The organism is Rhizobium sp. FG96 (genome assembly GCF_057808655.1).
In genome coordinates, this window is sequence record NZ_JBMDIL010000004.1 from 118023 (window position 1) to 133054 (window position 15032).

Sequence of the window (15032 nt, forward strand, 5' to 3'; positions counted from 1 at the left end):
TGAGGGAACACGGCCATGAACGCATCTGAAAGCCTGATCGCCACCGAACAGCGGCTCGGCGCCCATAACTACAAGCCGCTCGACGTCGTCCTGACCCGCGGCGAAGGCGTCTACGTCTGGGATACCGACGGCAAGCGATATCTCGACTGCCTCTCGGCATACTCGGCGGTGAACCAGGGCCACTGCCATCCGAAGATCCTCGCCGCCATGGTCGAGCAGGCCGGGCGCCTGACGCTGACGTCGCGCGCTTTCCGCAACGACCAGCTGGCCTATCTCTACGAAGAGCTTGCAGCGCTCACCGGCTCGCACAAGATCCTGCCGATGAACTCCGGCGCCGAAGCCGTCGAAACCGCCATCAAGGCGGTCCGCAAATGGGGCTACGAAGTGAAGGGCGTGCCGGAGGGCAAGGCCGAGATCATCGTCTGCTCGGACAACTTCCACGGCCGCACGCTGAGCATCATCAGCTTTTCGACCGATCCCGATGCGCGCACCGGCTTTGGACCCTTCACCCCGGGCTTCCGCACCATTGCCTTCGGCGATGCAGACGCCTTTGCCGCCGCCATCAACGAGAACACCGTTGCCGCCCTTATCGAGCCGATCCAGGGCGAAGCCGGCGTCAAGATCCCGCCGGCGGGCTATTTCAAGCGCGTCCGCGAGCTCTGCACTCAGCATAACGTCACGCTGATCCTCGACGAAATCCAGACCGGCCTCGGCCGCACCGGCAAACTGCTTGCCGAAGAGCATGAAGGCATCGAAGCCGACGTGACGCTGATCGGCAAGGCGCTCTCCGGCGGCTTCTATCCGGTTTCCGCCGTTCTCTCGAACAGCGAAGTCCTCGGCGTCCTGAAGCCCGGCCAGCACGGCTCGACCTTCGGCGGCAACCCGCTCGCCTGCGCCGTCGCCCGCACCGCGCTCAAGGTCTTGACCGAAGAAGGCATGATCGAGAATGCTGAGAAGATGGGTGACTACTTCCTCGAAGGCCTGCGCTCGATCCGCTCCAACATCGTCAAGGATGTTCGCGGCCGCGGCCTGATGCTGGCCGTCGAGCTGGAGCCGGAAGCAGGTGGCGCCCGCCAATATTGCTACGGTCTCAAGGAGCGCGGCCTGCTCGCAAAGGATACCCACGAGAACACGATTCGCCTCGCCCCTCCGCTGGTCGTCACCAAGGAGCAGGTCGAGTGGGCTGTCGAGCAGATCGAAAAGACGATTACCTGAAGTCTGCAGCCACTTCCCCGGCCGCAACTCCGGGGAAGTATTTTCGGCCATCCTCAGGAAAACATTACTAATATGCGGCAGTAAAATGCCGCAGTTACTCATTCTTAATCTAAATAATTATATTACTTTAGTAGAAACACCAGGGCGTATTTGCGGGGGCAGGAGCCGGGTTTTCAGGATTTATTTGAGCTCAGACCTGCCGCACCGGATGCGATGCAGGTGCGGACACCTGTTGCCCTGTTCCGGCAAGAGAGCCGCCCCCGTATCGCCTGAGGCGCAGTCTCCATAAGGGACGACGATGCCGTTATTTTCAATAGTTTCAGGAACCGACGCCAAGGCGATGTTCTCGGCGCTCAACAGATCGCAGGCCGTCATTGAATTCGACCTGCAGGGCAATATCCTCACCGCCAACGAAAACTTCTGCCGCACAGTCGGCTACGAGCTTTCCGAAATTGTCGGCAAGCACCACCGCATCTTCTGCGAGCCGGAATACGTCGCCTCGCAGGCCTATAAGGACTTCTGGGCAAAGCTCGGCCGCGGCGAATTTGACGCCGGCGAATACCGTCGCATAGGCAAGGGCGGCCGCGAAGTCTGGATCCAGGCGACCTACAACCCGCTTCTGTCCAACGGCAAGCCCTACAAGGTCGTCAAGTTTGCGACCGATGTCACTGCGACCAAGCTCGAGTCGGCGAACGCCATCGGCAAGATCGAGGCGATCTCCCGCGCCCAGGCCGTGATCGAATTCACCCCGGCCGGCGAGATCCTCACCGCCAACGGCAACTTCCTTGACGTCGTGGGCTACAGGCTCGACGAAATCCGCGGCAAGCACCACAGCATGTTCTGCGAACCGGCCTATACCGGCTCGCCCGCCTACCGCGAATTCTGGGCCAAGCTCGCGTCCGGCCAGTTCGTCGCCGAAGAGTTCAAGCGCATCGGCAAGGGCGGCAAGGTCGTCTGGATCCAGGCATCCTACAACCCGATCTTCGACATGAACGGCCGCGTCTTCAAGGTCGTCAAGTTCGCGACCGACATCACCAGCCGTGTCCACGCCGTCGACGAGCTCGGCCGGGGCCTGACGAAACTCGCCGCCGGCGATCTTACCGGCTTGATCGACACGCCCTTCCTCCCCGCCCTCGACAAGGTCCGCCTCGACTTCAACAGCGCCGTCGAGCGGCTGGGCGATGCCATGCGCACCGTTGCCGAAAATACCGACGCGATCGCCCACGGCTCCCGCGAGATGAGCATCGCAGCCGATGAGCTCTCCCGCCGCACCGAGCGCCAGGCCGCGACCGTCGAGGAGACTGCGGCTGCTCTCGAGGAGATCACCCAGACGGTCGCCGACAGCGCCAAGCGCGCAGGCGAGGCTGGCGAACTGGTGGCCAAGACCAAGCTAGGCGCTGGGCACTCCGGCAGCATCGTCCGTAAGGCCATCGGCGCCATGGATCAGATCGCCAACTCGTCGCGCGAGATCAGCAACATCATCAGCGTCATCGACGAGATTGCCTTCCAGACCAATCTTCTGGCGCTCAACGCCGGTGTCGAGGCTGCCCGCGCCGGAGAGGCCGGCAAGGGCTTCGCCGTCGTTGCCCAGGAAGTCCGCGAACTCGCCCAGCGCTCCGCCAACGCGGCCAAGGAAATCAAGACGCTGATTACCGCATCGACCGAGCATGTGAAGAGCGGCGTCACCCTGGTCGGCGAAACCGGCAATGCGCTGGAAGAGATCGTCTCGCAGGTGACCGAGATCGACAGCAACGTCGTCGCCATCGTTACAGCCGCCCGCGAGCAGTCGACAGGGCTGAACGAGATCAACAAGGCGGTGAACGCCATGGATCAGGTGACACAGGACAATGCCTCGATGGTCGAGGAGACGACTGCGGCGAGCGGCAAGCTCTCCAAAGAGGCCGAAAACCTCAGAGTTCTGCTGTCACAGTTTAGATTTGCGCAACACTCTTTGGCTAAGCTCAACAACAAAGCCACAAACGCGCCAGCCGCCTACGGAACGCCGCGTGGTCAACGGGTAAGTACTGTCCGCGCCAATGGCGGCGCAGCCGCTCTGGCTTACGAGAACTGGGAAGATTTCTAATGAGCACCATTAATTCCAATAGTTTCAGTGGCGACACGCTCGAGATCATTGCCTTCCGGCTGCACGATCAGGAATTCTGCGTGAAGACGACAACCATCCGCGAAATCCGTGGCTGGGCCCCTTCGACGCCGATCCCGCATGCTCCGACCGATGTCATCGGCGTCATGAACCTGCGCGGCTCGGTCATCCCGATCATCGACCTCGCCTACAAACTCGGCATGAAGAGCACCGTCGCCAACGAACGCAGCGCAATCGTCGTTGCTGAAGTTCACAGCATGGTCATCGGCATGCTGGTCGACCGCGTCTCCGACATCCTGACGATCTCGTCCAGCCAGGTTCAGCCGGTTCCGGAAGTGACCGCTTCCTTCGACCGCGCTTACTGCGAAGGCATCATCGCTTCGGAAAACGGCATGATCTGCTTCCTGAACCTCGCCAAGATGTTCAAGGAAAACGAAGCCGAAGAGCTGGCCGCCTGATCACTGCGCGCCACAACGAAGCTCAAATAAAAGGCCGCCCTCTGAGGCGGCCTTTTTCGTGCCCGGTAGAATTTCATGCCCAGCAGAAATCACCGATGAAAACTTGTGGCCAAAACAAATCTTATTAGCAATCTCTTTTATACGCTAAATTAACCTTCCCGTTAGCATCATTGGTTGCGACAAAAGCATACTATGTTTTCCGATAGTTGAAGTTATCCCGTTTAGCGAGAATAGCCTCCGTCGAAATCCATAGATTGCATTTGGGCATTTTCTGCCGTGGCGCAGGGCGCGCCGGCCACAAATGGGGAACGGGGATGCTTGGTTTATCTTCCGATGCAAAATACATTCTTGATGCCATTTCGAAATCGCAAGCCGTCATCGAATTCGACCTGAAGGGCAATGTCCTCAAGGCCAACGACAACTTCTGCCGGGCCATTGGCTACGGTCTGGATGAGATCACCGGCAAGCACCACAGCATGTTCTGCGACCCCGCCTACGCGGCAACCGCCGAGTATCGCGAATTCTGGGCGCGGCTCGGCCGCGGCGAGTATGACAGCGGCGCCTACAAGCGCCTCGCAAAGGGTGGCCGCGAGATCTGGATCCAGGCGACCTACAATCCCGTCTTCAAGAACGGCAAGCCCTATAAGGTCGTCAAGTTCGCCTCTGACATCACCGAGACCAAGCGCCAGTCGATCGACGACGCCGGCAAGCTGAACGCCATCTCGCGTTCCCAGGCTGTCATCGAGTTCAAGCCGAACGGCGAGATCCTGACGGCCAACGAGAATTTCTGCAAAGGCCTCGGCTACAGCCTCTCCGAAATCACCGGCAAGCATCACAGTATGTTCTGCGATCCGGCCTATGCGCGCACCGAGGAATACGCCAATTTCTGGCGCCGCCTCGCGGGCGGTGAGTTCATCGCCAATGAATTCGTCCGCTACGGCAAGGGCGGCAAGGAGATCTGGATCCAGGCCGCCTATAACCCGATCATCGATGCCGATGGCCGCGTTTATAAGGTGGTGAAATTCGCCACCGATGTCACCGAACGCATGAGCGCCATCAGCCGCCTCGGCGCAGCGCTGAAGCTGCTCTCGGAGGGCGATCTCACACAAACCGTCGACACCGCCTTCGTGCCGTCGATGGAGCAATTGCGCCATGATTTCAACGCCGCAATCGAAAAGCTGCGCGATACCTTGACGACGATTGGCGAGAATACCGTGGCGATCGCGGCAGGCTCGCAGGAGATCGGCGGCGCAGCGGACTCCTTCTCCAAGCGCACCGAACAGCAAGCCGCCTCCGTCGAGCAGACGGCAGCGGCGCTGGAAGAGATCACCACGACCGTGAACGACTCCAGCCACCGCGCCGCCGAGGCCGGTTCGCTCGTCGCCAAGACCAAGCAGGGCGCCGAACAGTCCGGCGTCGTCGTGCGCAACGCGGTCGCCGCCATGGGCCAGATCGAGCAATCCTCGCGCGAGATCACCAACATTATCGGCGTTATCGACGACATCGCCTTCCAGACCAATCTTCTGGCGCTGAACGCCGGCGTCGAAGCCGCCCGCGCCGGCGAGGCCGGCAAGGGGTTCGCGGTCGTCGCACAGGAAGTCCGCGAACTGGCGCAGCGCTCGGCGAGTGCGGCAAAGGAGATCAAGGCGCTGATCAACCAGTCGAGCGAGCTGGTGAAGAACGGCGTCAGCCTCGTCGGCCGCACCGGCGAGGCGCTCGAGGAAATTCTCGGGCAGGTCGCCGCGATCAATACCAACGTCTCGGCAATCGTCGAAGGCTCACGCGAACAGGCAACGGGTCTGAAGGAAATCAACCAGGCCATCAACACCATGGACCAGGCGACGCAGCAGAACGCAGCCATGGTCGAGGAGAGCACGGCGGCAAGCCATAAGCTTGCGGCCGAAGCCGAGATCCTGAGATCGCTTCTCAGCCAGTTCCGTCTCGGCAATGAAATGCAACAGCGCACCGCCACACGGCAGATGCATAATTCCCCGGCCCTGCATCTGGTCGCCCGCGTTGCCAAGGCGCATGGCGCAGCCGCTCCGGCGGCCGATAGCTGGGAAGAATTCTAAGCTCCAGGCAAGCACGACTGTTACTCCGGCCCCGCTCTGCGGGGCCTTTTCATTCCATCATTGCAAGCAAAACGTGCTGATCAACAGCCACCAGATGCGTAATCCTTGATTGAATTAGAATATTACGATTGACGAAATCAAATTCGGAGCGGCACAAGCGCCGTTATGCAATACGACAATGCGAACAATGCTTTCCCGCAGCCAATTTCCGGGAATCCTAATAAAAGCAATCGCTATAAATTCCAGAACTTTCCAATTATTGCGCAATGGAAAATGATCTATACAGATTGCGATCTTTTTCGTTTAGATCTCTTTAGCTGTACAAATAAGCAAAACCAACCTTAGCGCGAAACAGCTACACAACATTAGAACTTACGTATATTCTTATATTGTATCAACGAGAGACCAGACAGCCACTCTTGGTTGCTGACATCCCGAGACGGAAAGCGCGCGCTTCCAATTTTGATTTCCAAGCCTGGGCATGGGGTCCTGGCAGAATCGTTTTGGAGGTTGGAAATGCAGTATCATAAATCGGCGATCGCCATAGTCGCAATCAGCTGTGCATCGCTCATCATTCCGGCACAGGCTTCTGCTGAAGGCCTGCTCGGCGGCCTGGGGAGCGCCCTTGGCGGCGGCTCCAAGAGCAGCAGCAGCAGCGGCGGCAGCAAGAGCGGTGGCGGCGGCCTCAGCATTGGCGGCAGCAACGGCGTCAGCGTCGGCAACAATGGCGGCCGCGGGCTAAGCGCCTCGATCGGCGGCTCCAGTGGCGTCAATGCCAGCGTCGGCGGCACCTCGAAGGGCGGCCTCGGCGTTAACGCATCCGTCGGCGGCACCAACGGTATCAACAGCAAGACGACGCTCGGCGGCGCAACCAAGGGCCTCGGCGTCGGCACCACGGCCAGCGTCGGCGGCACGAAGGGGCTCAATGCGGATGTGAACGCCACTGTCGGCGGTCCCGGCCTCGTCAGCGCCAAGGCCAAGGCTGGTCTCGGCGGCAACACGCTCGTCGATATCGCCCTCGGCTTGCCTGGCATCGACCCGAACGATCCGGACGGCCCCGGCGGTCCTGATGGCCCGAACGGTCCGCGCGGCCCCAACGGCCCGACCTACTCCTATAATGACATGTCGGCTGCAGAAAAGGCCAAGGTCAAGCTGCGCTGCCGCGACATCCTCGGCTCCGGCGGCTACGAGGCGAGCCTCGTCAAGCTCTGCCGCATGGTCATCGCAATGCGGTGACCGCCTCCCCCGGCAGTACCCGGCGCCTCGGCGCCGGGTATTCCTGGGCAACAGCTCAACTCCAGAATTTTCGCGCCTCGCCCCGGAGGCGCCTTTTTTATGCGAAAAAGGGCACGCGCAAAGCGCATGCCCCCTCTCTCAAATCATCAGTTCCGATCAGCCGAACAGCGCAAGCGTCGCCTTCAGCGTCACCCAGACACCCCACAGCAACGGAATGCCGACGACGGCCCAGGCAAGAGCCGCCTTGGCGTCGAAACCGCCGCGGCCGATGCCGAACGAGCCGCTCGGCCCGGCGCTGGCGGCCGCCGATTTCGCCTGCAGCGATGCCACTTCTGCGTCCGACATGAACCACTTGTCGGCAAGCGGCCGTACGAAGAGGTTGGCGATCAATCCAAGCGCCAGCATGCCAGCGAGGATATACATCGTGCCGGTATAGAGCGCCGGTCCGGGTGCAACGCCGGCCGAGATCTGTGCCTCGCGGATATAGTTGACGACGACGGGGCCGACGATACCGGCGGTCGCCCATGCCGTCAGCAGACGGCCGTGGATGGCGCCGACGAACTGCGTGCCGAAGATATCGGCGAGATAGGCCGGGATCGTCGCAAAGCCACCGCCATACATCGACAGGATGATGCCGAAGGCGAGAACGAAGAGCGCCTTGTTGCCCATGTCGGCAAGCGTCGGTGCCGCCGCATAGAGAACGATGCCGAGGATGAAGAACGTGAAGTAGGTGTTCTTGCGGCCGATCTTGTCGGACAGCGACGCCCAGAAGAACCGTCCGCCGATATTGAAGAGCGACAACAGACCGGCGAAGCCCGCCGCGATCGTTGCGATTGATGCCTTCTGGCCTGCATCAAGCTGCGCGAAGCCCACATCCGGCAGGCCGATCAGCGAACCGGCGAAGATTTCCTGCAGCATCGGCGACGCCATACCGATAACACCGATACCGGCGGAAACGTTGAGGCAGAGCACCGCCCAGATCAGCCAGAACTGCTTGGTCTTGTGCGCATCGCGCAGATGCACATGCTTGGTGGTGATCATGCTGCTCTTGGCGGCAGGCGCCGTCCAGCCTTCCGGACGCCAGCCGGCCGGCGGGATGCGGTAGCCGAAGGCACCGCCCATCATGAAGACGAAGTAGATGACGGCCATGACCACGAAAGTCTGCCAGACGCCAACCGACGTGTCGGTCTTGAAGGTGTTCATCAGCAGGTTTGCGAGCGGAGCGCCGATCATCGCGCCACCGCCGAAGCCCATGATCGCCATGCCGGTTGCCATGCCGCGGCGGTCCGGGAACCACTTGATCAGCGTCGAGACCGGCGAGATATAGCCTAGACCGAGGCCGATACCGCCGATCACACCGGCACCGAGCCACATCAGCCATAGCTGATGGGTCATGACGCCGACGGCGGCGACGAGAATGCCACCGCACCAGCAGCAGGCGGAAACGAAACCGGCCTTGCGCGGACCGACCCGCTCAAGCCAGCCGCCCCAGATCGCTGCCGAGCAGCCGAGGAGCACGAAGAACAGCGTATAGATCCAGCCGAGATCGGCGACGCGCCAATCGCAGCTGGTGGTGAACAGGGCCGAAGCCAGTGTCAGATCCGGGCAGGCAGTCGAAGCGCTGATGCCGAGAGATTTCGACAGCGGCAGCCAGAACACGCTGAAGCCGTATGCCATGCCGATGCACAGATGAATGGCGAGTGCGGCCGGCGGCACGAGCCAGCGGTTGAACCCCGGCTGCGCAATTATTCGCTCACGATCAAGCAGGCCAGCGCCCGCCACTACCCCTGCTCCTGATGTATCCGCTGCGGTCATGAATAAGTTCCTCCTGGATCTGACCTTGCTGACATGAATCGCGCTCGAACAGGCAATGACAACCTGCGTCCCCCCTTGCGCGAAACGATGCTTACTGCCGGATAGGCTCCGCCGGCTCGGGCTTGCGGATCAGGGAAGACGCCTCAATCACCAAGGGATCGAAACCGTTATTCTCCTGCTCCAGAATCTCGAAAAATTGGCGCCGCATGCGCGGCTCCCAGAATTTATTGATATGCGTGGCAACTCCCTGAGCCGCCTCGTTGGCCGGCTGGGTCTTGAAAAAAGTGGCAATCTGATTGGCCATGTAGACCAGCTTGGAACGGGTATCATGCGACATCGGCGATGCTTTCGGGCGAGATGCGGTCTGGATGGGTGAAAATCTCGAAGTCTTCGCCGCGCACCAGCGCAACAAGCGTCATTCCGGCTTCTTCGGCCGTGCGGATCGCAAGCGCTGTCGGCGCCGAGATGGCGATCAGGATCGATGCCCCCAAGATCGCCGTCTTCTGCACCATCTCGACCGAAATACGGCTGGTAACGACGACGGCACCACCGGCACCGTTTCGGCCCGAGCGGATCACCGCGCCACAGAGCTTGTCGAGCGCATTGTGACGGCCGACATCCTCGCGGACGGCAAGAAGCCCTTCGCCGGGCAGATAGAATCCTGCGCCATGGACGGCCCGGGTTTCGCGATGCAGCGGCTGCGCCTCGTTCAGCAGCGAAGCCGCCCGGACGATATCGGCATGCGTCAGCGTCACACCGGCAGCGGACACATCCGGCACCTTTCGTACCGCCTGCTCGATCGACTCGATGCCGCAGAGCCCGCAGCCGACCGGCCCGGCCATGCTGCGGCGGCGGGCGCGCAGAGCATCCTCGACGTCATCGGCAAGCATGATCTGCACGTCGATGCCGATGTCGCCATCGATAGCCTCGATCGAGGAGATCTGCTCCATCGAGCTGATGATACCCTCCGTCAGGCTGAAGCCGACGGCGAAATCCTCAAGATCACCGGGCGTCGCCATCATCACCGCATGCGAGCTGCCGCCATAGGAGAAGGCGATCGGCACCTCTTCCGGCACGATCCGCTCACCCGGCACGACCACACCGCCCTTGCGGGCGATGCGGCTGACAGGGATGCGCGTGTGCCGGTCGGACATTACTCGGCGGCCTCCATCTTGCCGGAGATACGGCGGCTCTGGCGGGCCTGCTCGTCATATTCGAGCTGCCACTCCGTCGGCCCGTTGGAAGGCGAAACCTGCACCGCCGTCACCTTGTATTCCGGGCAGTTTGTCGCCCAGTCGGAGAAATCGGTGGTGATGACGTTGGCCTGTGTCGTCGGGTGGTGGAAGGTCGTGTAGACGACGCCCGGCGCCACGCGCTCGGTGATAAGCGACCGCAGCGTCGTATCGCCGGAGCGGCTCTGCAGCTTGATCCAGTCGCCATCGCGAATGCCACGCTGCTCGGCGTCATGCGGATGGATTTCCAGCCGGTCTTCCGGATGCCAGGCGACGTTATCGGTACGGCGCGTCTGCGCCCCGACATTGTACTGGCTGAGAATGCGGCCGGTGGTGAGCAGCAGCGGGAAGCGCGGGCCGGTCCGTTCGTCGGTCGCGACATATTCCGTGCGGATGAACTTGCCCTTGCCGCGAACGAAACCGTCGACATGCATGATCGGCGATCCCTCGGGATGCTTCTCGTTGCACGGCCACTGAACCGAGCCCATCTTTTCCAGGTAGTCGTAAGAGACCATCGCAAAGCTCGGCGTCGTCGCGGCAATCTCGTCCATGATCTCGGAAGGATGCTTGTAGTTCCAGTTAAGGCCCATCGCCTGGGCGAGCTTCTGCGTCACTTCCCAGTCGGCGTAGCCGTTCTTCGGCGTCATCACCTTGCGCACGCGGTTGATGCGGCGCTCGGCATTGGTGAAGGTGCCGTCCTTCTCCAGGAAAGTCGAACCAGGCAGGAAGACATGCGCGTAGTTGGCGGTCTCGTTGAGGAAGAGATCCTGCACGACGACGCATTCCATCGCTGCGAGGCCAGCCGCCACATGCTTGGTGTCGGGGTCGGACTGCAGGATGTCCTCGCCCTGGATATAGAGGCCCTTGAACGTGCCATCGACAGCCGCGTCCAGCATGTTCGGAATGCGCAGGCCAGGCTCGTTGTTGAGCTTCACGCCCCAGAGCTTCTCGAAGACATCGCGGGTCGCGTCATCGGAGATATGGCGGTAGCCCGGCAGCTCGTGCGGGAACGAGCCCATATCGCAGGAACCCTGCACGTTGTTCTGGCCACGCAGCGGGTTCACGCCCACGCCTTCGCGGCCGATATTGCCGGTCACCATGGCAAGGTTGGCGATCGCCATGACCGTCGTCGAGCCCTGGCTGTGCTCGGTGACGCCAAGGCCGTAATAGATCGCGCCATTGCCGCCGAGCGCATAGAGTCGTGCCGCACCGCGCAGATCGGCAGCCGGAACGCCGGTGAACTTCTCGGTCTCCTCGGGGCTATGCTGCGGTTCCGAAACGAAGGCCGCCCAATCCTCGAATTCCGACCAGTCGCAGCGCTCGCGGATGAATTTCTCGTTGAACAGGCCTTCGGTGACGATGACATGCGCCAGCGCCGTCATGACCGCAACGTTGGTGCCGGGCTTCAGCGGCAGGTGATAGGCCGCCTCGACATGCGGCGTGCGCACCAGATCGATGCGGCGGGGGTCGATGACGATCAGCTTGGCGCCCTGGCGCAACCGCTTTTTCAGACGCGAACCGAAGACCGGATGACCATCGGTCGGATTGGCGCCGATGACGACCACGACATCGGAATGCTCGACGCTGTCAAAATTCTGCGTACCGGCCGATGTGCCGAAAGCCTGGCCGAGACCGTAGCCGGTCGGCGAATGGCAGACGCGGGCGCAGGTATCGACATTGTTATTGCCGAAGCCGGCACGGATCAGCTTCTGGACGAGAAAGGTCTCCTCGTTGGTGCAGCGCGACGAGGTAATGCCACCGACCGCTTCGCGGCCATACTGATACTGGATGCGCTTGAACTCGGAGGCGACATGCGCATAGGCCTCGTCCCAGGTCACTTCCCGCCAGGGGTCAGTGACCTTCTCGCGGATCATCGGGTTGAGGATACGGTCCTTGTGTGTCGAATAGCCGTAAGCGAAGCGGCCCTTGACGCAGGAGTGGCCGCGGTTCGCCTGACCATCCTTCCAGGGCACCATGCGCACCAGCTCTTCGCCGCGCATTTCCGCCTTGAACGAACAGCCGACGCCGCAATAGGCGCAGGTTGTGACGGCCGAATGTTCCGGCTGACCGATGGCGATGACCGATTTTTCCGTCAGCGTCGCCGTCGGGCAGGCCTGCACGCAGGCGCCGCAGGAAACGCATTCGGAATCGAGGAAATGCTCGTGCATGCCGGGCGAAACGCGTGAGCCGAAACCACGCCCCTCGATCGTCAGCGCGAATGTACCCTGCACTTCCTCGCAGGCACGAACGCAACGCGAGCAGACGATGCATTTCGACGGATCATAGGTGAAGTACGGGTTCGACTCGTCCTTCGGCATCCATTTCAGATTGATCTCGCCGTTGCTGCGCGTCTTGACGTGATTGTCGCCCTCATAGCCGTAGCGAACGTCACGCAGTCCGACGGCGCCCGCCATGTCCTGCAATTCGCAATCGCCGTTGGCAGCGCAGGTCAGACAGTCGAGCGGGTGGTCGGAGATATAGAGCTCCATCACACCGCGGCGGATATCCTTCAGGCGGCCCGTTTGCGTATGGACGACGAGACCAGCGGCAACCGGCGTGGTGCAGGACGCAGGCGTTCCGTTGCGGCCCTCGATCTCGACGAGACAGAGGCGGCAGGAGCCAAAGGCATCGACCATATCGGTGGCGCAGAGCTTCGGCACCTGGATCCCGGCTTCCATGGAAGCACGCATGATCGACGTGCCCTCCGGCACGGTGATTTCGCGGCCATCGATGGTCAGCGTGACCATGGCTTCGGATTTCGAAGCCGGCGTTCCGTAGTCAATTTCGTGAACGAGAGACATGGGTCTTTACTCCGCCGCTTCGATAAGGGGTGTGGGAGCGAAATCGTCCGGGAAGTGCGTCATCGCACTCATCACCGGATATGGGGTGAAGCCGCCCAAAGCACAGAGCGAGCCGAATTTCATCGTGTTGCAGAGATCGGTGAGCAGCGCCCGGTTCTTTTCCGGTTCGATCCCCTGGGCAATCTTGTCCGCCGTCTCGACGCCGCGTGTCGAGCCGATGCGGCAGGGCGTGCACTTGCCGCAGCTTTCGACGACGCAGAATTCCATGGCGAAACGCGCCTGCTTCAGCATGTCGGCCGTGTCGTCGAAGACGACGATGCCGGCATGGCCGATCAGCCCGTCCTTGGCGGCAAAGGCTTCATAGTCGAACGGCGTATCGAATAGCGCGCGTGGGAAATAAGCACCGAGCGGGCCGCCGACCTGAACCGCCTTGACCGGCCGTCCGGTCGCCGTGCCTCCGCCGATCTTGTCGACGATATCGCCGAGCGACAAGCCGAAGGCCGTCTCATAGAGACCGCCATGCTTGACGTTTCCGGCGATCTGCAGCGGGATCGTGCCGCGCGAACGGCCCATGCCGAAATCGCGATAGAAGGCCGCGCCCTTGTCGAGAATGACAGGCACCGAGGCCAGCGAGATGACGTTGTTGATGACGGTCGGCGATGCGAACAGGCCCTTGTGCGCCGGCAGCGGCGGCTTGGCGCGCACGATGCCGCGCTTGCCTTCCAGGCTGTTCAGCAGTGCCGTTTCCTCACCGCAGACATAGGCGCCGGCGCCCATGCGCACTTCGATATCGAAGGCCTTGCCCGAGCCCATGACCGAAGGACCGAGCACGCCGGCCTTGCGGGCGATTTCGACCGCCGCCGTCATCGCGGCGATCGCATGCGGATATTCCGAGCGCGTGTAGACGAAGCCCTTGGTGGCGCCGGTCGCGAGACCTGCGATGGCCATCCCTTCGATCAGCACGAAGGGGTCACCTTCCATGATCATCCGGTCGGCAAAGGTACCGCTATCGCCCTCGTCGGCGTTGCAGACGATGTATTTGCGCGGACCCTGGGCGTCGAGAACCGTCTTCCACTTGATACCGGTCGGAAAGCCTGCGCCGCCGCGGCCGCGCAGACCGGAATCGGTGACTTCCTTGACGATATCGGCAGGCGCCATCGCGGCAGCGCGCCTCAACCCGGCAAGACCGCCATGCGCCTCGTAATCGTCGAGCGACAGCGGATCGGTGATGCCGCAGCGGGCGAAAGTCAGGCGGGTCTGTTCCTTGAGGAATGGGAGGCTTTCGACCTCCCCAAGACAGAGCGCGTGATCGCCACCCGACACAAGCCCAGCCTCGAACAATCCGGCGACATCCTTGGCCTTCACAGGACCATAGCCGATACGCCTGCCGTCGACTTCCACTTCCACGAGAGGCTCAAGCCAGAGCATACCGCGCGAGCCGTTGCGTACCAGCTTCACATCGAGGCCGCGTGCTGCAACTTCTGAAGCGATCGCCTTGGCAACCTTGTCGGCGCCGAGCGAAAGTGCAGCCGCATCGCGAGGAACGAAAATCTTGACGGTCATCGCCGAACCTCCGCTGCGAATTCGGCAATGGTCTCGTCATCGATGCGGCCATAGAGCTCGCCATCGAGCATTGCCGCCGGGGCGCAGGCGCAAAGCCCGAGACAGTAGACCGGCTCCAGCGTCACGCTGCCATCGAGCGTCGTCTGGTGAAAATCGATGCCGAGAAGCTTCTTGACCCGCTCAGCCACGGCGTCGCCGCCCATCGACTGACAGGCCTCGGCCCGACAGAGCTTCAGGACATGGTGGCCTGCAGGATGGTCGCGATAGTCGTGATAGAAGGTCACCACGCCATGCACTTCGGCGCGCGACAGGTTCAGCTCATGCGCAATGACAGGAAGCGCTTCCTGCGGCACATAACCGAACTCATCCTGGACTTCATGCAAGATTGGAAGGAGCGGGCCTTCGAGGGAACGAAGGTGCGAGACGATCGCGCGGGTGCGCTCGGCAATATCGCCATTGGCGACGTGAGCATTCATTGTGGCAGGCCTCCCGAGGCTTCCCGTTATCAGCCGTCACACCATGCTCCCCCAGCTTGGTAT

At 61.7% G+C, this 15032-nt stretch carries 11 protein-coding genes; 5 read left to right on the forward strand and 6 right to left on the reverse strand.

Annotated features, from left to right (window positions below):
* Positions 1-15: 15 nt before the first annotated feature.
* From rocD to ACODR6_RS09075, 5 genes are all read left to right on the forward strand, one after another.
* Entirely contained in the window at positions 16-1215 is a 1200-nt protein-coding gene (gene rocD, locus ACODR6_RS09055) for an ornithine--oxo-acid transaminase (protein WP_112720160.1), read from the forward strand.
* A 298-nt stretch (positions 1216-1513) separates the two neighbouring features.
* On the forward strand, positions 1514-3298 hold the full coding sequence (locus tag ACODR6_RS09060; protein ID WP_489022340.1) for a methyl-accepting chemotaxis protein: 1785 nt from the start codon (positions 1514-1516) through the stop codon (positions 3296-3298).
* Positions 3298-3774 carry a chemotaxis protein CheW gene (locus tag ACODR6_RS09065; protein WP_112720158.1) on the forward strand — a complete coding sequence of 159 codons (477 nt, stop codon included), beginning with the start codon at positions 3298-3300 and terminating at the stop codon, positions 3772-3774. Before ACODR6_RS09060 ends, ACODR6_RS09065 begins: the two co-directional genes overlap by 1 nt.
* 314 nt (positions 3775-4088) lie before the next feature.
* Positions 4089-5846 carry a methyl-accepting chemotaxis protein gene (locus ACODR6_RS09070; protein WP_112720157.1) on the forward strand — a complete coding sequence of 586 codons (1758 nt, stop codon included), beginning with the start codon at positions 4089-4091 and terminating at the stop codon, positions 5844-5846.
* A 516-nt stretch (positions 5847-6362) separates the two neighbouring features.
* Complete coding sequence (locus ACODR6_RS09075; RefSeq protein WP_489022341.1) at positions 6363-7082, forward strand: polysaccharide biosynthesis GNAT family N-acetyltransferase UppQ; 720 nt, start codon at positions 6363-6365, stop codon at positions 7080-7082.
* A 156-nt stretch (positions 7083-7238) separates the two neighbouring features.
* Here ACODR6_RS09075 and ACODR6_RS09080 read toward each other — a convergent pair whose 3' ends face one another.
* From ACODR6_RS09080 to ACODR6_RS09105, 6 genes are all read right to left on the reverse strand, one after another.
* A complete protein-coding gene (locus ACODR6_RS09080; RefSeq protein WP_489022342.1) occupies positions 7239-8897 on the reverse strand; it encodes an OFA family MFS transporter in 1659 nt (552 codons plus the stop codon).
* A 91-nt stretch (positions 8898-8988) separates the two neighbouring features.
* The gene (locus ACODR6_RS09085; protein ID WP_112720154.1) at positions 8989-9234 is read right to left on the reverse strand and encodes a formate dehydrogenase subunit delta; all 246 of its coding nucleotides are present in this window, start codon (positions 9232-9234) and stop codon (positions 8989-8991) included.
* Positions 9224-10051 carry a formate dehydrogenase accessory sulfurtransferase FdhD gene (fdhD, locus tag ACODR6_RS09090; protein WP_489022343.1) on the reverse strand — a complete coding sequence of 276 codons (828 nt, stop codon included), beginning with the start codon at positions 10049-10051 and terminating at the stop codon, positions 9224-9226. The genes ACODR6_RS09085 and fdhD overlap by 11 nt, the downstream gene beginning before the upstream one ends.
* Entirely contained in the window at positions 10051-12930 is a 2880-nt protein-coding gene (fdhF, locus tag ACODR6_RS09095) for a formate dehydrogenase subunit alpha (protein ID WP_199627851.1), read from the reverse strand. The genes fdhD and fdhF overlap by 1 nt, the downstream gene beginning before the upstream one ends.
* Positions 12931-12936: 6 nt before the next feature.
* A complete protein-coding gene (locus ACODR6_RS09100; protein WP_489022344.1) occupies positions 12937-14493 on the reverse strand; it encodes a formate dehydrogenase beta subunit in 1557 nt (518 codons plus the stop codon).
* Entirely contained in the window at positions 14490-14969 is a 480-nt protein-coding gene (locus ACODR6_RS09105) for a formate dehydrogenase subunit gamma (protein WP_489022345.1), read from the reverse strand. The genes ACODR6_RS09100 and ACODR6_RS09105 overlap by 4 nt, the downstream gene beginning before the upstream one ends.
* Positions 14970-15032: the final 63 nt, after the last annotated feature.